General features: G+C 70.4%; 22 protein-coding genes. 16 read left to right on the forward strand and 6 right to left on the reverse strand.

Annotated elements, in window-relative coordinates:
• Window positions 1-2: 2 nt before the first annotated feature.
• Window positions 3-236, forward strand: coding sequence for a 30S ribosomal protein S18 (gene rpsR / locus KUM03_RS13695; RefSeq protein WP_217247725.1), 234 nt, complete (start codon window positions 3-5; stop codon window positions 234-236).
• 305 nt (window positions 237-541) lie between these two features.
• Window positions 542-820, forward strand: coding sequence for a DUF397 domain-containing protein (locus tag KUM03_RS13700; RefSeq protein ID WP_217247727.1), 279 nt, complete (start codon window positions 542-544; stop codon window positions 818-820).
• A 75-nt stretch (window positions 821-895) separates the two neighbouring features.
• Here KUM03_RS13700 and KUM03_RS13705 read toward each other — a convergent pair whose 3' ends face one another.
• Window positions 896-1,396 carry an ATP-binding protein gene (locus KUM03_RS13705; RefSeq protein ID WP_217247729.1) on the reverse strand — a complete coding sequence of 167 codons (501 nt, stop codon included), beginning with the start codon at window positions 1,394-1,396 and terminating at the stop codon, window positions 896-898.
• 356 nt (window positions 1,397-1,752) lie between these two features.
• Between KUM03_RS13705 and KUM03_RS13710 the strand changes: the two genes are divergently transcribed.
• From KUM03_RS13710 to KUM03_RS13730, 5 genes are all read left to right on the forward strand, one after another.
• Window positions 1,753-2,577, forward strand: coding sequence for a helix-turn-helix transcriptional regulator (locus KUM03_RS13710; protein ID WP_217248075.1), 825 nt, complete (start codon window positions 1,753-1,755; stop codon window positions 2,575-2,577).
• Between the two features lie 83 nt (window positions 2,578-2,660).
• On the forward strand, window positions 2,661-4,121 hold the full coding sequence (locus KUM03_RS13715; protein ID WP_217247737.1) for an aldehyde dehydrogenase family protein: 1,461 nt from the start codon (window positions 2,661-2,663) through the stop codon (window positions 4,119-4,121).
• Window positions 4,122-4,152: 31 nt separating this feature from the next.
• On the forward strand, window positions 4,153-4,797 hold the full coding sequence (locus KUM03_RS13720) for a PadR family transcriptional regulator (RefSeq protein ID WP_217247739.1): 645 nt from the start codon (window positions 4,153-4,155) through the stop codon (window positions 4,795-4,797).
• A gap of 99 nt (window positions 4,798-4,896) precedes the next feature.
• Window positions 4,897-5,838, forward strand: a complete 942-nt coding sequence (locus KUM03_RS13725) for an ATP-binding cassette domain-containing protein (protein ID WP_217247742.1) — start codon at window positions 4,897-4,899, stop codon at window positions 5,836-5,838.
• Window positions 5,835-6,596 (forward strand): ABC transporter permease, encoded by a 762-nt coding sequence (locus tag KUM03_RS13730; RefSeq protein ID WP_308406319.1) that lies wholly within the window; start codon window positions 5,835-5,837, stop codon window positions 6,594-6,596. Before KUM03_RS13725 ends, KUM03_RS13730 begins: the two co-directional genes overlap by 4 nt.
• Before the next feature lie 6 nt (window positions 6,597-6,602).
• Here the strand turns inward: KUM03_RS13730 and KUM03_RS13735 are convergent, their stop codons facing one another.
• Window positions 6,603-8,030, reverse strand: a complete 1,428-nt coding sequence (locus KUM03_RS13735) for a glutamate decarboxylase (protein WP_217247744.1) — start codon at window positions 8,028-8,030, stop codon at window positions 6,603-6,605.
• A 99-nt stretch (window positions 8,031-8,129) separates the two neighbouring features.
• Between KUM03_RS13735 and KUM03_RS13740 the strand changes: the two genes are divergently transcribed.
• On the forward strand, window positions 8,130-8,891 hold the full coding sequence (locus tag KUM03_RS13740) for a MerR family transcriptional regulator (protein WP_217247752.1): 762 nt from the start codon (window positions 8,130-8,132) through the stop codon (window positions 8,889-8,891).
• A 21-nt stretch (window positions 8,892-8,912) separates the two neighbouring features.
• Here KUM03_RS13740 and KUM03_RS13745 read toward each other — a convergent pair whose 3' ends face one another.
• Window positions 8,913-9,278, reverse strand: a complete 366-nt coding sequence (locus tag KUM03_RS13745; protein WP_073726677.1) for a YbjQ family protein — start codon at window positions 9,276-9,278, stop codon at window positions 8,913-8,915.
• A 132-nt stretch (window positions 9,279-9,410) separates the two neighbouring features.
• Here KUM03_RS13745 and KUM03_RS13750 point away from each other — a divergent pair, with 132 nt between their 5' ends.
• Window positions 9,411-10,262: a DedA family protein gene (locus KUM03_RS13750; RefSeq protein ID WP_217247761.1), complete on the forward strand. Its 852-nt coding sequence runs from the start codon at window positions 9,411-9,413 to the stop codon at window positions 10,260-10,262.
• A gap of 118 nt (window positions 10,263-10,380) precedes the next feature.
• Here KUM03_RS13750 and KUM03_RS13755 read toward each other — a convergent pair whose 3' ends face one another.
• Both KUM03_RS13755 and KUM03_RS13760 read right to left on the reverse strand, forming a co-directional pair.
• Window positions 10,381-12,087, reverse strand: coding sequence for a threonine/serine exporter ThrE family protein (locus KUM03_RS13755; protein ID WP_217247763.1), 1,707 nt, complete (start codon window positions 12,085-12,087; stop codon window positions 10,381-10,383).
• 126 nt (window positions 12,088-12,213) lie between these two features.
• Window positions 12,214-12,705: an inorganic diphosphatase gene (locus KUM03_RS13760; RefSeq protein WP_007452023.1), complete on the reverse strand. Its 492-nt coding sequence runs from the start codon at window positions 12,703-12,705 to the stop codon at window positions 12,214-12,216.
• 124 nt (window positions 12,706-12,829) lie between these two features.
• Between KUM03_RS13760 and dacB the strand changes: the two genes are divergently transcribed.
• The 7 genes from dacB to KUM03_RS13795 all read left to right on the forward strand — a co-directional run bounded on the left by dacB (window position 12,830) and on the right by KUM03_RS13795 (window position 21,515).
• The gene (dacB, locus tag KUM03_RS13765; protein WP_217247773.1) at window positions 12,830-14,389 is read left to right on the forward strand and encodes a D-alanyl-D-alanine carboxypeptidase/D-alanyl-D-alanine-endopeptidase; all 1,560 of its coding nucleotides are present in this window, start codon (window positions 12,830-12,832) and stop codon (window positions 14,387-14,389) included.
• A gap of 104 nt (window positions 14,390-14,493) precedes the next feature.
• The gene (locus KUM03_RS13770; protein ID WP_217247776.1) at window positions 14,494-15,621 is read left to right on the forward strand and encodes a zinc-dependent metalloprotease; all 1,128 of its coding nucleotides are present in this window, start codon (window positions 14,494-14,496) and stop codon (window positions 15,619-15,621) included.
• Window positions 15,622-15,812: 191 nt separating this feature from the next.
• Window positions 15,813-16,859 carry a tRNA lysidine(34) synthetase TilS gene (gene tilS / locus KUM03_RS13775; protein ID WP_217247778.1) on the forward strand — a complete coding sequence of 349 codons (1,047 nt, stop codon included), beginning with the start codon at window positions 15,813-15,815 and terminating at the stop codon, window positions 16,857-16,859.
• Window positions 16,860-16,955: 96 nt separating this feature from the next.
• Window positions 16,956-17,495, forward strand: a complete 540-nt coding sequence (hpt, locus tag KUM03_RS13780; protein WP_229831030.1) for a hypoxanthine phosphoribosyltransferase — start codon at window positions 16,956-16,958, stop codon at window positions 17,493-17,495.
• Window positions 17,496-17,689: 194 nt separating this feature from the next.
• A complete protein-coding gene (ftsH, locus tag KUM03_RS13785; protein WP_217247786.1) occupies window positions 17,690-19,729 on the forward strand; it encodes an ATP-dependent zinc metalloprotease FtsH in 2,040 nt (679 codons plus the stop codon).
• Between the two features lie 122 nt (window positions 19,730-19,851).
• Window positions 19,852-20,457 carry a GTP cyclohydrolase I FolE gene (gene folE / locus KUM03_RS13790; protein WP_217247788.1) on the forward strand — a complete coding sequence of 202 codons (606 nt, stop codon included), beginning with the start codon at window positions 19,852-19,854 and terminating at the stop codon, window positions 20,455-20,457.
• Window positions 20,458-20,555: 98 nt separating this feature from the next.
• A complete protein-coding gene (locus tag KUM03_RS13795) occupies window positions 20,556-21,515 on the forward strand; it encodes a hypothetical protein (RefSeq protein WP_217247790.1) in 960 nt (319 codons plus the stop codon).
• Between the two features lie 10 nt (window positions 21,516-21,525).
• On the opposite strand, the gene KUM03_RS13800 is transcribed toward KUM03_RS13795, so the two are convergent.
• Window positions 21,526-22,014 (reverse strand): DUF3180 domain-containing protein, encoded by a 489-nt coding sequence (locus tag KUM03_RS13800; protein ID WP_217247792.1) that lies wholly within the window; start codon window positions 22,012-22,014, stop codon window positions 21,526-21,528.
• Window positions 22,015-22,016: the final 2 nt, after the last annotated feature.

Below are 22,016 nucleotides of genomic sequence, written 5' to 3' on the forward strand. Positions count from 1 at the left end.
CCATGCCCCGCAAGAGCGACCGCAAGCCCGCCAAGCAGCGGCCCAATCCGCTGGACCAGGCCTCAGTGACGTACATCGACTACAAGGACACCGATCTGCTGCGGAAGTTCATCTCCGACCGCGGCAAGATCCGCAGTCGCCGCGTCACGCGTGTGACGTCCCAGCAGCAGCGGCAGCTGGCCAGGGCGATCAAGAACGCGCGGGAGATGGCGCTGCTGCCGTACTCCGTGCGCTGACCTGCGCCGCCGGCCGTCCACCGGCGCCGGGACCCGGGGGTCCGCTCGACCGAGCGGGCCCCCGGTGGTGTTGCAAGTTGTTGCATGTTCTCCGAATTCGGGGGCATACGGGGGAACGGGTTTGCCGGGGCGGGCGTCACATAGTGCAGGACTCGGTAAAGCGGTCGTCAAAGCTGTAACTGCGGGAACACCCCGCGTGCACGTGCATTTGCTCATGCATCTGCACGTGAACAGGGTTATGATCCGGATCAGTTGACCACTGCATCAATGGCCACATCAGCCAGTGCACCACCGGGGAGCGACCTGTGGACCACGACGTGTACGACGTGTACGCCGCTGACGACGCGTCCGGCGTGTACAACGGCATGGCCGCCACGCAGTTGCACGACGTGGCCTGGCAGAAGAGCCGGCACAGCAACTCGCAGGGGTCGTGCGTGGAGTTCGCGCGGCTGCCCGACGGCGCGGTGGCGGTGCGCAACTCCCGCTTCCCCGACGGGCCCGCGCTCGTCTACACGCGCGCCGAGATCGAGGCCATGCTGCTGGGCGTCAAGGACGGCGAGTTCGACCACCTGGTCACGAGCTGACACGCGTCCGACCGCGGCGCGGAAAGGCGCCGCGGGTGCCACGGGTGCCACGGGTGCCGAGGGCGCCGCGACGGATCACGCGCCGGGCTGCGGCAGCCGGAACAGCGCCCAGACCACCTTGCCGTCGAGTGTCCCGGCGAGCGGGTGCCAGCCCCAGCCGTCGCTGAAGGAGTCGACGAGGAACAGTCCCCGCCCCGACTCCGCCGAGAAGTCGTCCGTCTCGCGGGCCACCGGGCTGTCGTGACTGGGATCGCGCACCGCGCACACCAGCCGCTCGGGCCAGCGCATCAGGTGCAGCCGGACGGGGCCGCCCCGTTCCGCGTCGCGCGGGGTGTCGGCGGGCAGCGCGTGGCGCAGGGCGTTGGTGACGAGTTCGGAGACCACGAGGCAGACGTCGTCGAAACGGTCGCTCATGCCCCAGCCGTCGAGCGTTCTGCGGGTGAACCCCCGGGCCTCGCGCACCGCTTCGAATCTCGGTGGCAGGGCGCAGGAGGCGGCGTTGGAGACGGCCGCGGGGTCGAGTGGCGGAAGGCCCTGCCGTAACGGCTCGAGCATGGTCGATCCATTCGTCCCCATGCGAGGCACTCCCGAAATTCGCGGTCCGAGGCGATGCGGCGCGGTGGTGCGGGACCATGGTTTCGGATGCGTACCGCAGATGCAAGGGCAGATGCACGTGCACGTGACCGAAATGGACCTGCCCGTACCGCTTGTTGGTCAATTTTTCCGTCATCTTCGCCCGCTCTTCATCTCCGTCCGCGGCCGGTTCCGGGCCGTTCCGTGCATGATCCTGCACGTTTCCTTTGGCTCGATTCCGTTTCCGTAACCGGACGAGTACTGCTCGGAGTGTTTTAGTGGCAGACTTCGGCCCCTGAAGACGGTTGGGGAGGCTGGCGAACGTGAGCGCGGGAGAGCCCGGATCGGTGGTGCGGCGCATGCTGCTCGGATCACAACTCAGGCGACTGCGTGAGACGCGGGGGATCACGCGGGAGGCGGCGGGCTACTCGATCCGCGCCTCCGAATCGAAGATCAGCCGGATGGAGCTGGGCCGGGTGAGCTTCAAGACGAGGGACGTCGAGGACCTGCTGACGCTGTACGGCATCACGGACGAGCAGGAGCGCAACTCCCTGCTCTCCCTCGCCAAGGAGGCCAACGTCGCGGGCTGGTGGCACAGCTACTCCGACGTCCTGCCCAGCTGGTTCCCCACCTACGTCGGCCTGGAGGGCGCCGCCTCGCTGATCCGGGTCTACGAGGTGCAGTTCGTGCACGGCCTGCTGCAGACCGAGGAGTACGCCCGCGCGGTCGTCCGGCGCGGCATGAAGGGCGCCGGCGAGGCGGACGTCGAGCGGCGGGTGACGCTGCGCCTGGAGCGGCAGAAGCACCTGGTCGCCGAGAACGCGCCCGAGTTCCACATCGTCCTGGACGAGGCCGCGCTGCGCCGCCCGTACGGCGACCGCGCGGTGATGCGCGGCCAGCTCCAGCACCTCATCGAGATGTCGGAACGCCCCAACATCCGGCTCCAGGTCATGCCGTTCGGCTTCGGCGGGCACTCCGGCGAGAGTGGCGCGTTCACGATCCTCAGCTTCCCCGAGTCCGACCTCTCGGACGTCGTGTACCTGGAGCAGCTGACCAGCGCCCTGTACCTCGACAAGCGCGAGGACGTCACCCAGTACGAGACCGCGCTGAAGGAACTCCAGCAGGACAGCCCGGGGCCGGACGAGAGCCGGGACCTTCTGCGAGGCCTTCTCCAACTCTCCTGAAACATAAGTACGATGACGCTCAATCAGGCCGTCGGCTCCGCGGGTGTGGCGGCCGGCGGCAGCTATGGGGATTGAGGGATCACATGTCGTCGTACTTCACCGACCTCGCCCAGCAGTACATCGACGGCGAGTGGCGCCCGGGCACCGGCTCCTGGGACATCATCGACTTCAACCCGTACGACAACGAGAAGCTGGCCTCGGTCACCATAGCCACCGTCGACGAGGTCGACGCCGCCTACCGGGCCGCCGAGCGCGCGCAGAAGCAGTGGGCGGCGACCAACCCGTACGCCCGCCGCGCGGTGTTCGAGAAGGTGCTGCGCCTGGTCGAGGAGCGCGAGGGCGAGATCAGCGAGGCGATCATCGCCGAGCTCGGCGGCACCCGCCTGAAGGCCGCCTTCGAGCTGCACCTCGCCAAGGAGTTCCTGCGCGAGGCGGTCCACCTGTCGCTGGCGCCGGAGGGGCGGATCATCCCGTCGCCGGTCGACGGCAAGGAGAACCGCGTCTACCGGGTGCCGGTCGGTGTCGTGGGCGTCATCAGCCCCTTCAACTTCCCCTTCCTGCTCTCCCTCAAGTCGGTCGCCCCGGCCCTCGCCCTCGGCAACGGCGTCGTCCTCAAGCCGCACCAGAACACGCCGATCGTGGGCGGCACCCTGGTCGCGAAGCTCTTCGAGGACGCCGGTCTGCCGGGCGGCCTGCTGAACGTGGTCGTCACCGACATCGCGGAGATCGGCGACGCCTTCCTGGAGCACCCCGTCCCCAAGGTCATCTCCTTCACCGGCTCGGACAAGGTCGGCCGCCACGTGGCCACCGTCTGCGCGGCCAACTTCAAGCGCTCGGTCCTCGAACTCGGCGGCAACAGCGCGCTGGTCGTCCTCGACGACGCCGACGTCGACTACGCGGTCGACGCCGCCGTCTTCAGCCGGTTCGTCCACCAGGGTCAGGTCTGCATGGCCGCCAACCGCGTCCTGGTCGACCGCGCGGTCGCCGACGAGTTCACCGAGAAGTTCGTCGCCAAGGTCGCCGGCCTCAAGGCGGGCGACCCCCGCGACCCGTCGACGGTCATCGGTCCGGTGATCAACTCCTCGCAGGCGGACGCCCTCTCGGGGGTCGTCGAGCAGGCGCTGGCCGAGGGCGCCACCGCCCTGGTGCGCGGCACGGTCACGGACAACCTGGTCGAGCCGTCGGTCCTGACCGGCCTGCCCGCCGACTCCGCCCTGCTGCAGCAGGAGGTCTTCGGGCCGGTCGCCTTCCTCGTCCCCTTCGACGGCGAGGAGGAGGCCGTGCGCCTGGTCAACGACACCCCGTACGGCCTGAGCGGCGCCGTGCACACGGGGAACGTCGAGCGCGGCGTCAACTTCGCCAAGCAGATCGACACCGGCATGTTCCACGTGAACGACGGCACTGTGCACGACGAGCCGATCGTGCCGTTCGGCGGCGAGAAGCACTCCGGGATCGGCCGCCTCAACGGCGACACCATGCTGGACGCCTTCACCACCCAGAAGTGGATCTCGGTGCAGCACGGGCGCAGCGGGTTCCCGTTCTAGTCGAGGTCCCGGGTCGGCCTAGTCTGGACCCATGTCAGTGATCCGACTCCTGGTGCTCGGCGCGGTCCGCCAGCACGGGCGGGCCCACGGCTACCAAGTGCGCAACGACCTGGAGTACTGGGGCGCGCACGAGTGGTCCAACGCCAAGCCCGGCTCGATCTACCACGCGCTGAAGCAGATGGCCAAGCAGGGCCTGCTGCACGCGCACGAGATCGCGCCGTCGACCGCCGGCGGCCCGCCGCGCACCGAGTACGAGATCACCGGGCGGGGTACGGAGGAGTACTTCACCCTGCTGAGGGAGTCCCTCACCGCGTACGACCAGAAGCCCGACGTGCTCTCCGCCGGGCTCGGCCTCATGGTCGACCTCGGGCGTGAGGAGGTGCTGGGCCTCCTCGAGGAGAGGATCCGCGCCATCCAGAAGTGGCGCAGGTCCGTCACCGAGTACTACACGCCCGAGGACGGCCCCGGCCAGCTCGGCCACATCGGCGAGATCATGAACCTCTGGGTGCACTCCGCCGACCACGGCGCCGAGTGGACCCGTGCGCTGATCGAGCGCATCCGGAGCGGTGCGTACACCTTCGCCGGAGAGGGCGAGCCGTTCGTCGGGATCCTGAGCGAGGGCGAGGAGAACCCGTACGGGGCGGGGGAGCCGGGCCCCGGAGAGCACGACCGATGAAACGGATCGGCTAATCAAGTTTGACTAACCGTCTCGACGGGCATACGCTCTCCGCGAGCAAGTAGTCAAGTTTGACTAATCGAGCTTCGAGGAGAGTCAGTGACCGACGCGGCGATCACCGTCGAAGGGGCACGCAAGAAGTACGGCGACAAGAACGCGCTGGACGGTCTCGACCTCACGGTCACGCGGGGCACGGTGCACGGGGTGCTGGGTCCGAACGGCGCGGGCAAGACGACCCTGGTCCGTGTGCTGTCCACCCTGCTCCGCCCGGACGCGGGCCGCGTCGAGGTGGCCGGCCACGACGTCGTCACGCAGGCGTACGCCGTGCGCCTGCGCATCGGCCTGCTGGGTCAGCACGCCGCGCTCGACGAGGAGCTCGGCGGCCGGCAGAACCTGGAGCTGTTCGGCCGCCTGCACCACCTGGGCGCCCGGCGGGCACGCGCGCGTGCCGACGAACTCCTGGCCCGCTTCGACCTCACCGACACCGGACGCAAACCGGTCAGCGCCTACAGCGGCGGCATGCGGCGCCGCCTGGACCTGGCCGCGTCCCTCATCACCGACCCGGAGGTGCTCTTCCTGGACGAACCGACCACCGGCCTCGACCCGCGCAGCCGAGCGGAGGTGTGGGACTCCGTCCGCTCCCTGGTCGGCGGCGGTACGACGGTCCTGCTCACCACCCAGTACCTGGAGGAGGCCGACCAGCTCGCCGACCGCATCTCGGTCGTCGACGCCGGCCGGGTCGTCGCCGACGGCACGGCCGACGAGCTCAAGGCCGCCACCGGCGGCGACCGTGTCGACGTCGTGCTGCGCGACGCCGGACAGCTGGACGCCGCGGTGGCCCTGCTGCCCCTGACCGGCGTCCGCGTGGACGCCGACCGCCGACTGATCAGCGCACCCGTCACCGACCGGATGACGGCCCTCTCCAGCGTCGTACGGGCACTGGAGGAAGCCGGTCTGGAGGCCGAGGACGTGGCCCTGCGCCGCCCGACCCTGGACGAGGTCTTCCTGCACCTCACCGACCGCACCAAGGAGGCCGCGTGACCACCTTCGCCCTGACCGACTCCTGGACCATGACCCGCCGGGAGCTGGCCCGCTGGGCGCGGCAGCCGGTCCCGGTCGTCGTCAACCTGATCTTCCCGATCATGCTGCTGCTGATGTTCGGCTACCTGGTCGGCGGCGGCCGGGGCGTGACCGGCGAGTACGTCGACTACCTCGTCCCGGGGATGCTCGCGCTCACCATGGCCTTCGGCCTGGAGGGCACGATGATCGCCGTCACCCGGGACCTCGACAAGGGCGTCGTCGACCGGTTCCGCTCCCTGCCCATGACCAACGGCGCGGTGCTGGTGGGCCGCTCGGTCGCCGACATGCTCCAGTCGGTGGTCGGCCTCGCGGTGCTGATCGCCGTCGGGTACGCGCTCGGCTGGCGGGCGCACGGCAGCGCCGGCGCCTTCCTGGGCGCGGTGGGCCTGCTCCTGCTCTTCCGGTTCGCGATGCTGTGGGTCGGCATCCACCTCGCGCTGGTCGCGGGGAAGCCGGAGATGGTGCAGGCGGTGCAGATCCTGGTCTGGCCGGTCGGCTTCCTCTCCAACGCCTTCGCCACCCCGGACGCCATGCCGGGCTGGCTGGGCACGCTCGTCCAGTGGAACCCGATGTCCCAGACCGCGACCGCCGTACGCGACCTGTTCGGCAGCCCCGGCGGCGAGAGCGGCCACGTGTGGGCGGCGATCGTGTGGCCGCTGGCCATCATGGCGGTGTTCTTCCCGCTGGCGGTGCGCCGCTTCGCCCGCCTGAGCCGGTAGGAACCCCTAATGGTGGAAGCCGGTCGCCGCACCCCTGTCCCGGGTCAGCGGGTGCGGCTGCCGGCGCAGCTCCGGAAGCAGCCGCTCCAGCTCCTCCACCAGCAGGTCCGCCATGTCGGCCGAGAAGCCGTTGCGGCACACCACGCGCAGCACGGACAGGTCCTCGCGGTGCGGCGGGAAGGTGTACGCGGGCACCAGCCAGCCGCCTTCCCGCAACCGCCGCGAGACGTCGAACACGTCGTACGCCGTCACGTCACCGGCCGTCGTGAAGGCGAACACCGGCAACTGGTCGCCGCGCGTCAGCAGCCGGAAGTCGCCGAGCGCCGCCACCCGCGCGGCCGTCGACCGCGCGATGTCCCGCGACGCCTGCTGCACCGCCCGGTAGCCCTCCCGTCCCAGCCGCAGGAACGTGTAGTACTGCGCGACCACCTGCGCGCCGGGGCGCGAGAAGTTCAGCGCGAAGGTCGGCATGTCGCCGCCCAGGTAGTTGACCCGGAAGACCAGCTCCTCGGGCAGCGCGTCCGCGTCCCGCCACAGCGCCCAGCCCACGCCCGGGTAGACGAGCCCGTACTTGTGCCCCGAGGTGTTGATCGACGCGACCCTCGGCAGCCGGAAGTCCCACACCAGGTCCTCGTCCAGGAAGGGCGCGACCATGCCGCCGGAGGCGCCGTCCACGTGTACCGGGACGTCGAGGCCGGTGCGCTCCTGGAGGGCGTCCAGGGCGGCGCACAGGTCGGCGACCGGCTCGTAGGACCCGTCGAAGGTGGAACCGAGGATGCCGACGACCCCGATGGTGTTCTCGTCGCACAAATCGGCGGCGGCCTGCGGGTCGAGGTGGAAGCGGTCGCCCTCCATCGGCACCTGCCGGGCCTCCACCTCCCAGAAGTTGCAGAACTTCTCCCAGCAGACCTGGACGTTCACACCCATCACCAGATTGGGCCGCACGTCCTTCGACGGGTACCGGTCAGGATTGCGCAGCGCCCAGCGCCGCTTCAGCGCCATCCCGGCCAGCATGCACGCCTCGCTCGACCCGGTGGTCGAGCAGCCCACGGCCGCCGACGGGTCGGGCGCGTGCCACAGGTCGGCGAGCATCGCCACGCAGCGCCGCTCCAGCTCGGCGGTGCGCGGGTACTCGTCCTTGTCGATCATGTTCTTGTCCCGGCACTCGCCCATCAGCACCCCGGCCTGCGGCTCCATCCAGGTGGTGACGAAGGTGGCCAGGTTCAGCCGGGCGTTGCCGTCGAGCATCAGCTCGTCGTGGACCAGCCGGTACGCGGTCTGCGGCGGCAGCGGGGAGTCGGGGAGGCGGTGCGTGGGCGGGGCCTCGGTCATGCCGCCGAGAGGGTTCGCCTGGCCGTGGAACGGGTTCACGGCGAGCCGGCGCCGGGCGCGCTCTGCGTCCTGCGGCGGGTGGGGCCCGTGATGCAGTGGCATGCGACCGACGGTAGGTCCGGGACCCGGGCCGCGCACCCGGGCTTGCACCTCACGTCGCGTGAGGCGGCAGCGTGGAGGGCGTCAGAGAAAGGAGCGGAAGTGAGCTACTCCGTGGGACAGGTGGCCGGCTTCGCCGGAGTGACGGTGCGCACCCTGCACCACTACGACGACATCGGCCTGCTCGTACCCAGCGAGCGCAGCCGTGCGGGCCACCGGCGTTACAACGACGCCGACCTCGACCGGCTGCAGCAGATCCTGTTCTACCGGGAGCTGGGCTTCCCGCTCGACGAGGTCGCCGTCCTGCTCGACGACCCGGACGCGGACCCGCGCGCGCACCTGCGCCGCCAGCACGAGCTGCTGACCGCCCGGATCGAGAAGCTGGAGAAGATGGCGGCGGCCGTGGAGCACGCCATGGAGGCACGCAGCATGGGCATCAACCTCACGCCCGAGGAGAAGTTCGAGGTCTTCGGCGACTTCGACCCGGACCAGTACCAGGAGGAGGTCCAGGAACGCTGGGGCGACACCGACGCCTACCGCCAGTCGCGGCAGAAGACCGCCTCGTACACCAAGGAGGACTGGCAGCGTATCCAGGACGAGGCCGACGAGCTCACCCGGCGCTTCGTCGCCCTGATGGAGGCCGGTGAGCCCGCCGACTCCGAGGCGGCCATGGACGCCGCCGAGGACCACCGGCAGGGAATCGCCCGCAACCACTACGACTGCGGGTACGAGATGCACACCTGCCTGGGCGAGATGTACGTCTCGGACGAACGTTTCACGCGAAACATCGACGCCGCGAGGCCGGGCCTCGCCGCCTACATGCGCGACGCGATCCTCGCCAACGCCGTCCGGCACACCCCCTGAGCGGTGGGCGTGGCCCGGGGCTCACTCCCGGGCCACGACCACCGCCGTCCCGTACGCGCACACCTCGGTGCCCACGTCCGCGGCCGCCGTCACGTCGAAGCGGAACGCCAGTACCGCGTTGGCGCCACGCGCGCGTGCCTGCTCGACCAGCCGCTCCATCGCCTCGTTGCGGGTCTCGACCAGCGTCTTGGTGAGCCCGCGCAGCTCGCCGCCGACCATCGACTTCAGCCCGGCGCCGATCTGGCTTCCCAGGTGCCGGGAGCGCACGGTCAGACCGAAGACCTCCCCGAGCACCTCCTGCACCCGGTGGCCCGGAAGGTCGTTCGTGGTCACGACGAGCACCTCGGGCCCGGGGCCCTGTCCGCCGCCGTATTCTTCAATACCCATGGTTCTCAGGTTTCCCCCGGCAAGGTCACAGTGCACCCCGAGGAATCCCTTGGAACCTGGAACCCGACGGCTGCGTTGTACGTTTGGGCAGCCAGGTCCCGCCCGCCCCCCAGCAGCAGGAGCCACAATCCCGTGACCACGCTTGCGCTCGGCCCCGAGTGGCTGAGCCCGGACTACCTGATCGAGACCTTCGCTCTGCCGGGCATCCTGCTCATCGTCTTCGCCGAGTCCGGACTCTTCGCGTTCCTGCCCGGCGACTCGCTGCTGTTCACCGCGGGCCTGTTCGTCGCCCAGGGCGAGTACATCAGCCAGCCGCTGTGGCTGGTGTGCACCCTGATCGTGCTGGCCGCCGTCATCGGCGACCAGGTGGGCTACATGATCGGCAAGTTCCTCGGCCCCAAGCTCTTCAACCGCCCCAACTCCAAGCTCTTCAAACAGGAGAACCTGGACAAGGCGCACGAGTTCATGGAGAAGTACGGCCCCAAGGCGATCGTCCTGGCCCGCTTCGTACCGATCGTGCGCACCTTCGCCCCCATCGTGGCGGGCGCCGGCCGCATGCAGTACCGCACCTTCCTCACGTACAACGTCATCGGCGGCGTCGCCTGGGGCTCGGGCGTCACCCTCGCGGGCTACTGGCTCGGCCAGATCGAGTTCATCCGCACCAACGTCGAGCCCATCCTCGTCCTGATCGTCGTCCTCTCGGTCGTCCCGATCGCCATCGAGTACCTGCGCGAGCGCAAGAAGAAGAATCAGCAGCCCGCGGCGGCCCCCCAGCCCACGGCGCCCCAGGGCTGGCAGCAGCCGCAGCCCGCGTACCCGGTGATGGACGACGCCACGACCCAGCTCCGCCGGGTGGACCCGTACGACCAGCCGCAGCAGCCCCAGCAGCCGCAGCAGCCGCAGCAGCCGTACGCCCAGCAGTACCCGCAGGGCTACGACCAGCAGCCATACGGCGACCAGTACCCGTACAACCAGGGTCGCTGACACCCCCAGGGGCGCGGGGCCTGTGTCGGTATGCGGCTCCGCCGCGCGGGCGCGACCAACCACGACGTACCCGCAGCCGCCTACGAGCCCTTCCTGCCGAGCTCGTAGGCGACCGGCGCTAAAACCCCCGCGTCCGCTTCGCCGCCCGGCGCCCCGCCGCACTCGCCGCGCCCGGCACCTTCAGGAACAACCGCGAGATCTCCCCACCCAGGTTCACCCCGATCGCGATGGCCATCGCCAGCGCCACCGCGTTGGACAGCGACAGCAACCCCGAGTCGACCTCGCTCTGCGCGATCCCCAGCAGACCGAAGTACGTCGCCGAACCGGGCAGCAGCGGCCCGATCGCCGCCGTCGTGTACGGCAGCGCCGACGCGAACCGGTACCGGGACATCAGCTGCCCGAACAGGCCCACGAGCCCCGCCGCGGCGGCCGTCGAGGCCACCGGCGAGATGTCGCCGGCGAAGTGCATGGCGCCGTAGACGCACCAGGCGACGCCGCCGTTCAGGGTCACCGCCAGCACGGTGGACCGTTCCTGCTGGAGCAGGATCGCGAAGGCCAGCGACAGCAGCATCGAGGCGAAGATCTGCACGAACGGTTCGTCACCGGTGCCCAGCTTGGCGTCCGGGTTCAGTTCGGCGCCCAGCTGGACGCCGAAGTACAGCACCACCAGCACCCCGGCGACGATGCTGACGAAGAAGTACATGACCTCCAGCAGACGCGCCGCGGCGGTGATGTAGAAGCCGGTCAGGCCGTCCTGCACCCCGGCGACCAGCGCCCGCCCGGGCAGCAGCGCGAAGAGGCCACCGGTGATGACCGCGGACGCCTTCACGTCGACGTGCGTCACCGTCAGCACGACGCCCATCGCGGCCGGCGGCATCGCGGCCACCGCGAACTGGTAGAACTCCGGCAGCCCGCGTCCGGCGCACAGCCACGCCAGCCGGTCGCCGAGCATCGAGCCGAACATCGCCGCGAAGAACACGGTCAGCCCGCCACCGACCAGCAGCGAGGCCGCGCCCGCGAGCAGACCGCTCGCCACGGTCAGCACCCAGGTGGGGTACGGGTGGCGGTTGCGGCGGATCTCCGCGAGGCGCCGGTAGGCCTCCTCCAGGGAGATCTGCGTGTCCGGGTCGCTGAGGTCGTCCACCAGGTGGAAGACGGCCGCGAGCCGCGTGTAGTCGGTGCCGCGGCGGCGCACCGTCCGCGACGCCGTCACCGGGTCCTCCACCAGGGACGGCTGGTGGGAGATCGACAGCAGGGTGAAGGTGACGTTCGGCTCGCAGCGGTCGAGGCCGTAGGAGCGGCAGACGGCGAACATCGCCGCCTCCACGTCCTCGGCGCCCTCACCGCCCGCCAGCAGCAGCTCCCCGATGCGCAGCGTCAGGTCGAGCACGCGCGGCACGGCGGGGCCGGTCTCGTCGTCGTGCTTCTGGGACGGCTCGGGAGCGGGCCGGTCGGCCACCGGCATGCGCAGCATCGCGCGCATCCGGTCCTGCCAGGGCACGTCCGTCAGGTTCACCGCCGGGAAACCGCTCGCCGGGGTGAAGACGGCCGGCGACCACGCGTGGTACGTGCTCGGCATGCTGAACGCCGAGCCCTCGAACTCCGCGGGCGTTCCCGCCGGCGCGTCCAGCCCCTCCGGCAGCGCGAACTCGGAGGTCGTCTCGGACTCCGTGACAGTGTGCCGGGAGACCGCCAGTCCCTGCGGGATCTCGAACTCGGACGTCGTCGACGACTCGCCGTCGGCCGACGTGCCGACGCCGCTGGGCGGCCGGAAGGCACTGTGCGCCTCGTCCGACTGCGGCTTGCGGTCCTCCGCCTCCGTCACCTGCGCAACGCTCCCTGGGCCCTCGTACGACACACCCTCCTGTAGCCCTCAGTATGCGCACCCAAACGTGAACGGGCCGCACGCGTGCGCGTGCGGCCCGTTACGGAAGGGATTCAGGAGGCGTGCTCAGTGGCCGCCCTGGTCCTTGAAACGCTTGTAGGACCGCTCGATCTCGGCCTCGGCGTCGGTGCGGCCCACCCAGTCGGCGCCCTCGACGGACTTGCCGGGCTCCAGGTCCTTGTAGACCTCGAAGAAGTGCTGGATCTCCAGGCGGTCGAACTCCGAGACGTGGTGGATGTCACGCAGGTGCTCCACACGCGGGTCGGTCGACGGGACGCACAGCAGCTTGTCGTCGCCGCCGGCCTCGTCCGTCATCCGGAACATGCCGATCGCGCGGCAGCGGATCAGGCAGCCCGGGAACGTCGGCTCGTCCAGGATGACCAGCGCGTCCAGCGGGTCGCCGTCCTCGCCGAGGGTGTTCTCGACGAAGCCGTAGTCGGTCGGGTAGGCGGTCGAGGTGAACAGGCGGCGGTCCAGGCGGATACGACCGGTCTCGTGGTCCACCTCGTACTTGTTCCGCGAACCCTTCGGGATCTCGATCGTGACGTCGAACTCCACCGGACGCTCCTCCATGATCAGCACATAGTTCTGGTGGTTAAGTGTCCCTCACGCAGGTGTGTGATCGCGAAAGGGGCTGGTGGTAGTGCCAGAGCTGAGGCCTTGGCGGGCCGCGAGACCGCGTGTGGCGCGGGCCGCGCGTGCCGTCCGACCACGTCTCGCACGCGCCGCGCGGGCCGCCGAACCGCGGGTCGCACGGTTCGCACGGGCCACGGCGCCGCGGCTCGACCGGGTCACGAGGCCCAAGACCTGGCAGTACACCGCCGGTGCCGCCACGGCCGGGCTGGCACTGGCCGCCGGTGTGGTGACCGCCGCCGGCCCCTGGGACTCCACGGGTCAGCGTACGGCCGAGCGGGAGCGGGCAGTCGCCCTGGAGCGCACGGGTGGCGCAGATCACGGCCGCGGACCGGACGGCTCCGGTACGACGTCCGGCTCGCCCCGCCCCGCGCCCAGTGCCCCGTCCGTCCTCACCGGCCTCGGCGGCGCCTCGGGCGGAGTTCCGCGCGGCGCCGAGGCCGTGCCCGGCGGCACGTCCCTGGCCGACGTCCTCGGACCGCTGATGGAGGACCCGGCGCTCGGCGGCAGCCGCGGGGCGGCCGTCGTCGACCTCACCACTGGCAAGCGCCTGTACGGCCGCGGCGCCGGCACGGCGCTCACCCCCGCCTCCACCACCAAGATCGCCACCGCCGTCGCCGCGCTCACCGCCCTCGGCCCCGACCACCGCCTCACCACCCGCACCGCCCTGGAGGCCGACACCGGCGAACTCGTCCTCGTCGGCGGCGGCGACCCCACCCTCACCGCGCGGAAGGACGCCCGGGGCCTCGCGAGCCTGCGCACCCTCGCCGAGAAGACCGCCACCGCCCTCAAGAAGCGGGACGTGCGCGAGGTGACGCTGTCGTACGACACGACGCTCTACGCCGGTACGGAAATGCACCCGATCGGAGTCAACGAGAACCTCGCCCGCGTCACCGCCCTGATGGCCGACGAGGCCCGCACCGACGACTCCACCAGCGGCCCCGCCCCGCGCGTGTCCGACCCGGCCGCCGACGCCGCCCGCACCTTCGCGGGCTTCCTGGAGCGGCACGGCATCACCACCTCACCCCCCGGCCCTTCCAAGGCCACCGCCCGCGCGGACACCCTCGCCACCGTCTCCTCGCCCCCGCTGTCGGCGCTGGTCGAGCGGATGCTGACCAACAGCGACAACGACCTGGCCGAGGCCCTGGCCCGCCACACCGCCGTGGCGAGCGGCGAAAGCGCCGACTTCGACGGCGTCTCGGCGGCGATCACGGCCCGCCTGGAACAACTGGGCCTGCCCGTGGGCGGCGCCCGCTTCCACGACGGCAGCGGCCTGGACCGCACCGACCGCATCACCGCCGACCTCCTCACCGCCCTGCTCGCCAAGGCCGCCGACCCGTCCCGCCCCGAGCTCCGCCCGGTCCTCACCGGTCTCCCCGTCGCCGGCTTCACCGGCACCCTGAGCGGCCGCTACACGGACGGCGCGGCCGGTGTCGTACGCGCCAAGACCGGCACCCTGACGGGCGTCAACACCCTCGCCGGCACGGTCGTCACCCCCGACGGCCGCCTCCTGGGCTTCGCCTTCCTGGCCTCGGACACGACGAACGCGTGGGAGGCCCAGACGGCCCTGGACCGACTGACGACGGCCCTGGCGTCCGCAGCGCCGTAGCCACGAGCCGCCGCCCCGCGCAGCTGCGGGCAGTCGTGCCGCCCCCCCACCCCACCGCCCGCCACAGCCTGCCCCCAGCGGCAGCGCTCACGTACGGTTGAGGAATGACGAGCATCGGCGCATCCTCCGGCATGGTCGACTGGAACCTCGCGGTGGCGACCGCGACCCGGCTCGTACGGCCGGGCCCCGAGGTGAGCCGCGACGAGGCCAGGGCCGTCGTCGCGGAACTCCGCCGCCACGCCAAGGCCTCGGAGGAGCACGTCCGCGGCTTCACCCGCCTGGCCACCGAGGAGGCCCACGACACCCCCGTCCTCGTCGTCGACCGCCCGGGCTGGGTCCGGGCGAACGTCGCCGGGTTCCGGGAGATCCTCAAGCCGCTGCTGGAGAAGATGGAGGAGCGGCGCGGCGGCGGCGCGGGCAACGCGGTGCTCGGTGCCGTCGGCGGCAAGGTCACCGGCGTGGAGCTGGGCATGCTGCTGTCGTTCCTGTCCTCCCGGGTCCTCGGCCAGTACGAGACCTTCGCCCCGGCCAGCCGCGAGCTGCCCGCCGGCGCGAACGGCGGCGGCCGGCTCCTCCTCGTCGCGCCGAACATCGTGCACGTGGAGCGCGAACTCGACGTCGACCCGCACGACTTCCGCCTCTGGGTGTGCCTGCACGAGGAGACGCACCGCACGCAGTTCACCGCGGTGCCCTGGCTGCGCGACCACCTGGAGGGCGAAATCCAGTCGTTCCTCTCGGAGACCGACGTCGACCCCATGACCGTGCTGGAGCGGGTCCGCGAGGCCGCCCAGACCCTCGCCGGGGGACGCCCCGAGGGCGAGGAGGACGACGGCGGCCGGTCGCTGGTGGAGCTGGTGCAGACCCCGGCCCAGCGGGAGGTCCTCGGCCGGCTCACCGCCGTGATGTCGCTCCTGGAGGGACACGCCGACTTCGTGATGGACGGCGTCGGACCGGCGGTCGTGCCGAGCGTCGGGGAGATCCGCGAGAAGTTCCAGCAGCGCCGCGCCAAGGGCGCCTCGCGCCTCGACCTGGCGCTGCGCAAGCTGCTCGGCCTGGACGCCAAGCTCCGCCAGTACCGGGACGGCGAACGCTTCGTGCGGGCCGTCGTCGAGGAGTGCGGCATGGACGGCTTCAACCGCGTCTGGACCTCGCCCAACACCCTCCCCACCAAGGCGGAGATCTCCAAACCGGCGGACTGGATCGCGCGGGTGCACCGCAAGCCGGAGTCGTGAGCCCCGCGCGGCGGGCGTGAACGAATTCGGCCGACGGCAGTCGAACGCCCCTCCAATCACCCGTCCGAGGGACCGTGGGCTCTCGACAGGCGTGCGATGCTCGGGGAACGGCCCGTTTCTGTCACCATCTACACACTCTGCGTGACCGAACCTCGGGCTCACCCCCGACAACTTCATGAAGGGCACCGGACATGGGTCCCCATCCTGCGGTCGCGGCGATACGCCTGGCGGTCCGCCGCGTCCTCCACGACATCCTCACCGAACTGAACACCCCGGCCGGCGTACCCGCCACGACGGCCGCCGAGCGCATGCCCGAGCGCCCGCCGACGCCGCTCGTGCTCGTGGCCTGCTCCGGCGGCGCCGACTCCATGGCGCTCGCCTCCGCCCTCGCCTTCGAGGCCCCCCGCCTCGGCGTCCGCGCCGGCGGCGTCACCGTCGACCACGGCCTGCAGAGCGGCTCCGACCTGCGCGCCGAAGAGGTCGTCCTGCGCCTGCGCGAACTCGGCCTGGACCCCGTCGAGGCCACCGCCGTGAGCGTCGGCCGCTCGGGCGGGCCCGAAGCCGCCGCCCGCGACGCCCGCTACGCCGCCCTGGACGACGCCGCCGCCCGCCACGGGGCCGCCGCCGTCCTGCTCGGCCACACCCGCGACGACCAGGCCGAGACCGTCCTGCTGGGCCTCGCCCGCGGCTCCGGCATCCGCTCCCTGTCGGGCATGGCCGCGGTCTCGGGGGCCGGCGGCCGTTACCGGCGCCCCTTCCTCCAGGTCGACCGGCAGACCGCCCGCAAGGCCTGCATGGTCCAGTCCCTGCCCGTCTGGGACGACCCGCACAACGCCGACCCCGCCTACACCCGCTCCCGGCTGCGCCACGAGGGCCTGCCCGCCCTGGAGAAGGCCCTCGGCAAGGGCGTCGTCGAGGCCCTCGCCCGTACGGCCCAGCTCTCCCGGGACGACGCCGACGCCCTCGACGCCTGGGCCCGGCAGGCCGAGGCCGGCGTCCGCGACGCCTCCGGCGTGCTGGAGTGCGCCAAGCTCTACGCCCTGCCGCCCGCCGTACGCCGCCGGATCCTGCGCCGCGCCGCCATCGACGCCGGTGCTCCGGCCGGCGCCCTGTTCGCCCGCCACATCGAGGAAGTCGACCGGCTGATCACCGGCTGGCGCGGTCAGGGAGCCATCAACCTCCCCGGGAAAGTCGTCGCCCGGCGGCAGGGTGGCAGACTGGTGATTCGGCAAGGCTGAATCCGGACCCTCCCACCGATCCCGTACACGGATCGCCGGGGCGCTCCGGAGTGGCCGGTGGGACGACCGAAAGTGATGCGGGTGGACGCGAACGACATGGGTGCCGACCTCGAGAAGGTACTCATCACCAAGGAAGAGATCGACGCGAAGCTGGCCGAGCTGGCCGCGAAGATCGACGCGGAGTACGCGGGCAAGGACCTGCTCATCGTCGGCGTGCTCAAGGGCGCCGTGATGGTCATGGCCGACCTCGCGCGCACGCTGTCCACCCCCGTCACGATGGACTGGATGGCGGTGTCCTCGTACGGCGCGGGCACCCAGTCCTCCGGCGTGGTGCGGATTCTCAAGGACCTCGACACCGACATCAAGGGCAAGCACGTCCTGATCGTCGAGGACATCATCGACTCCGGCCTGACCCTGTCCTGGCTGATCTCCAACCTCGGCTCGCGCGAGCCCGCCTCCCTCAAGGTGTGCACGCTGCTGCGCAAGCCCGACGCCGCGAAGGTCGCCATCGACGTGGAGTGGGTCGGCTTCGACATCCCCAACGAGTTCGTCGTCGGCTACGGCCTCGACTACGCCGAGAAGTACCGCAACCTGCCGTTCGTCGGTACGCTCGCGCCCCACGTCTACGGCGGCTGACACGGCCCTGTGGCGCGCTCCACGGTGTTTCGGGGGGCGACCGGGAACCCCGGAGGCCCCCGCGCCGTTGGAGCATGCAGACGGGACGTCAGCGGTCCCGTGCGGCTGAGGGCCGCTCCGCTGGGGTACCGTCAGAAGAACTGTCTTATCAAACTCACTATGGCAGGAGGGACGGGGCGCCACCGCTCCGGAGGATGGACGTGAAGCGATACTTCCGTGGGCCAATCATGTGGATCGTGCTGGCCGTCCTTGCCGTGGTCGTGTTGATGCAGGTCGTCGGCTCGTCCGGCGGCTACAAGACGGTGGACACGGGCCAGGTCGTCCAGGCGATCAACGACAACAGGGTCGAGTCGGCCAAGCTGACCACCGGCGACGAGCAGAAGATCCAGGTTCAGCTCAAGGACGGCCAGAAGGTCGAGGGCAGCTCGAAGATCCAGGCGAGCTACATCGGCAACCAGGGTGAGACGCTCGCCGGCACCCTGCAGAACAAGTACCAGGACAAGCAGATCCCCGACGGCTACACGGTGTCGCCGTCGAAGCAGAACCCGTTCGTCGGGATCCTGCTCTCTCTGCTGCCGTTCGTCCTGATCGTGGTCGTCTTCCTGTTCCTGATGAATCAGATGCAGGGCGGCGGCTCCCGGGTCATGAACTTCGGCAAGTCCAAGGCCAAGCTCATCACCAAGGACACCCCCAAGACGACGTTCACCGACGTCGCCGGATCCGACGAGGCCGTCGAGGAGCTCCACGAGATCAAGGAGTTCCTGCAGGAGCCGGCCAAGTTCCAGGCCGTCGGCGCCAAGATCCCCAAGGGCGTGCTGCTGTACGGCCCGCCCGGTACCGGCAAGACCCTGCTCGCGCGCGCCGTCGCGGGCGAGGCGGGCGTGCCGTTCTACTCGATCTCCGGTTCCGACTTCGTCGAGATGTTCGTCGGTGTCGGTGCCTCCCGGGTCCGTGACCTGTTCGAGCAGGCCAAGGCGAACGCCCCGGCGATCGTCTTCGTCGACGAGATCGACGCGGTCGGCCGCCACCGCGGCGCCGGCCTCGGCGGCGGTCACGACGAGCGCGAGCAGACCCTGAACCAGCTGCTCGTCGAGATGGACGGCTTCGACGTCAAGGGCGGCGTGATCCTCATCGCCGCGACGAACCGGCCCGACATCCTCGACCCGGCGCTGCTGCGCCCCGGCCGCTTCGACCGGCAGATCGCCGTCGACCGCCCGGACATGCAGGGCCGTCTGGAGATCCTCAAGGTCCACCAGAAGGGCAAGCCGGTCGCCCCGGACGTCGACCTGTCGGCCGTCGCCCGCCGTACGCCCGGCATGACCGGTGCCGATCTGGCCAACGTGCTGAACGAGGCCGCCCTGCTGACGGCCCGCAGCGACCAGAAGCTGATCGACAACCACATGCTGGACGAGGCGATCGACCGCGTGGTCGCGGGCCCGCAGAAGCGGACCCGGATCATGTCGGACAAGGAGAAGAAGATCACCGCGTACCACGAGGGCGGTCACGCCCTGGTCGCGGCGGCCTCACCGAACTCCGACCCGGTCCACAAGATCACCATCCTGTCCAGAGGCCGGGCCCTGGGCTACACGATGGTGCTCCCGGACGAGGACAAGTACTCGACCACGCGCAACGAGATGCTCGACCAGCTCGCCTACATGCTGGGCGGCCGCGCGGCCGAGGAGCTCGTCTTCCACGACCCGACGACGGGCGCGGCCAACGACATCGAGAAGGCCACCGGCCTCGCTCGCGCGATGGTCACGCAGTACGGCATGACCGAGCGTCTCGGTGCGATCAAGTTCGGCGGCGACAACAGCGAGCCGTTCCTCGGGCGTGAGATGGCCCACCAGCGCGACTACTCGGAAGAGGTCGCCGCGCTGGTCGACGAGGAGGTCAAGACCCTCATCGAGACGGCGCACAACGAGGCCTGGGAGATCCTGGTCGAGAACCGCGACGTCCTCGACAACCTCGTCCTCGCACTGCTGGAGAAGGAGACGCTGGGCAAGGAGGAGATCGCCGAGGTCTTCGCGCAGATCGTCAAGCGCCCGTCCCGGCCCGCCTGGACCGGCTCCTCGCGCCGTACGCCGTCGACCCGTCCGCCGGTGCTCTCCCCCAAGGAGCTCGCCCTGACGAACGGAGCGAACGGCGCGCCGGCGGCGATCTCCACGGCCAAGAGCGCCACGCCGGAGCCGGCCCCGGCACCGGAACGAGCCCCGGAGGACCGTCCGGAGAGCTGACCCAGCTGCTCCCGGCGGCCCCACCAGGCCCGGAATGTATGCCGCGCCCCCCAGGTTCTAGCCTTGGGGGGCGCGGCATTTCCGTATGCCGACCGCAGGACAGGACAGGAACGAGGCACCAGATGACCGACCCCGTGACGCTGGACGGCGAGGGCCAGATCGGCGAGTTCGACGAGAAGCGGGCCGAGAACGCCGTACGCGAACTGCTGATCGCGGTCGGCGAGGACCCGGACCGCGAGGGGCTGAGGGAGACGCCGGCGCGGGTGGCGCGGGCGTATCGGGAGCTTCTGGCGGGACATGCGCAGGAGCCCGAGGACGTACTGACGACGACGTTCGACATCGGGCACGACGAGATGGTCCTGGTGAAGGACATTGAAATCGTCAGTCTGTGCGAGCATCACATGCTGCCGTTTCACGGTGTAGCTCATATCGGGTACATTCCGGCAGCGAGTGGCAAGATCACCGGACTGTCGAAGCTCGCACGTCTGGTTGAGGTTTTCGCGCGCCGCCTGCAGGTGCAGGAACGTCTCACCACACAGGTCGCCGACTCGCTCATGCGTATTCTCGAGGCCCGGGGCGTGATCGTCGTCGTCGAGGCCGAGCACATGTGCATGTCGGTGCGCGGGGTTCGTAAGCCGGGTGCCAAGACCACGACGTCGGCGGTACGTGGCCAGCTTCGGGACGCGACGAGCCGGGCCGAGGCAATGAGCCTGATACTGGCACGCTGACCTGATTGTCAGTGGTGCCCGATATCGTCCTTGATCAGTGGCTCGGCCGCTGATCAAGGGGGATATCTGTGGCGTACGGACTGCCCAGCAAACAGACGGTGAACGCTGTCGAGGGGCGCTTGCAGGCGCGAAACGTACGCGTCGGCTCCCGACTGTGGGTGTTGGACGGGGAGCGCACAGTCCCCACCACGGTCGCGGCGGTCACCACCGCCCGCGCCCGCGAAGTGGTGGACGTCGTGACCGATCACCTGACGCTCACCGTGGCACCCGATCAGATGTTGGGCACGCCGGATGGATGGGTTCATGCGAGGGATGCCGCGGGAACCGTTCTCGCCTGGACGCAAGCACGGAAGCTATGTCGCACACGGTTGACCGTCAAGCCGGGATATGAGCTGGGCTACTTGATCGGGGCCAACTGCGCGGACGGGACCGTCGGCAGGAACTACGTTTCGTTGGTGGTCAATGACGAGGCGTTCGCCTCGCGCTATGCGGCGTGCCTCACGACCGCCACCGGGCTGTCTGCCCGTCTGGAGGCGGTGGAGCGCCCTTCTGGGTACCTTCAGCGGGACGTTCCGGGCTTTCGTGTCCGTGTCGTGTCGTCGTACCTGGCCGACCTGATGAGGCAGTACGTCGGTGGCGACGCACACCACATGCGGCAGAGGTTTCCCAGAGTGGTCCTCCGGGACAGGGAGACCTTCGAAGGCTTTCTGGACGGCTACACGGACGGCGACGGATACCGTTCCAAGAGCTGGTCGGGTCGAGTGCTCGTGAGCGGGAACGTGCCGTTTCTTTCCGACCTGGCGCAGGTGGTGGGTGCGCGATTCACTCCGCGGAGCAATGGACCGGCATCACATCTGGTCGTGGTCGACGGTTGGCCTTCGCGAGGCACGTTCCAGGCCGAGCGGCATCCACTGCAGCTCCGAGAATCCTGCTGGGCCCAGGTGCATGAGGTGCGGCTGCGGACCACGGTGAACAAGCCGTTCACCCTGTACAACTACCGACTGGACCCACACCCCGGCTTCCTGGTCAACGGACACCTGGCCCGCCAGCCCTGGTGAGCCGGGCACGTCAGGCCGCCGTGGCCGTGCCCGGGTGGTCGTCGTCCTCGTCCTCCGGGAGGCGGCAGACGCGCTCCAGGAAGAGGGCGGCCGCTATGACGGCGATGCCCGCCACCACCGAGAAACCGGCGTAGACGGCCTGGTCGCGGCGGGCGGGTACATCCAGGTACTCCAGCAGGAAGGCCCCCGTGCCGCCGTACATCCCCGCGACCAGGGCGGCCACCAGGGCGCTGGCCTGGCCGAAGACGACCGCGCGGGCCGCCATCATCGGGTCGACGCCCTTGGCGCCCGGCACACGCTCCCGCTGGGCCTTCAGGCGGGCGCGCAGCGAGAGCGCGGTGGCGAGCAGGATGACCGCGATCAGGGCGAGAACGATGGGGGCGGCCAGGGGGACGCTCGGGAGGCTCCCGATCGAGTTCCACAGGCGGGCGCCCGCCCAGGACAGGATTCCGGCGACGAGGAACACGCCGACCAGCACCCTGATGCGCAACTCTTTCACGG

This window comes from Streptomyces sp. AC602_WCS936, from assembly GCF_019049125.1.
Lineage (GTDB): Bacteria > Actinomycetota > Actinomycetes > Streptomycetales > Streptomycetaceae > Streptomyces.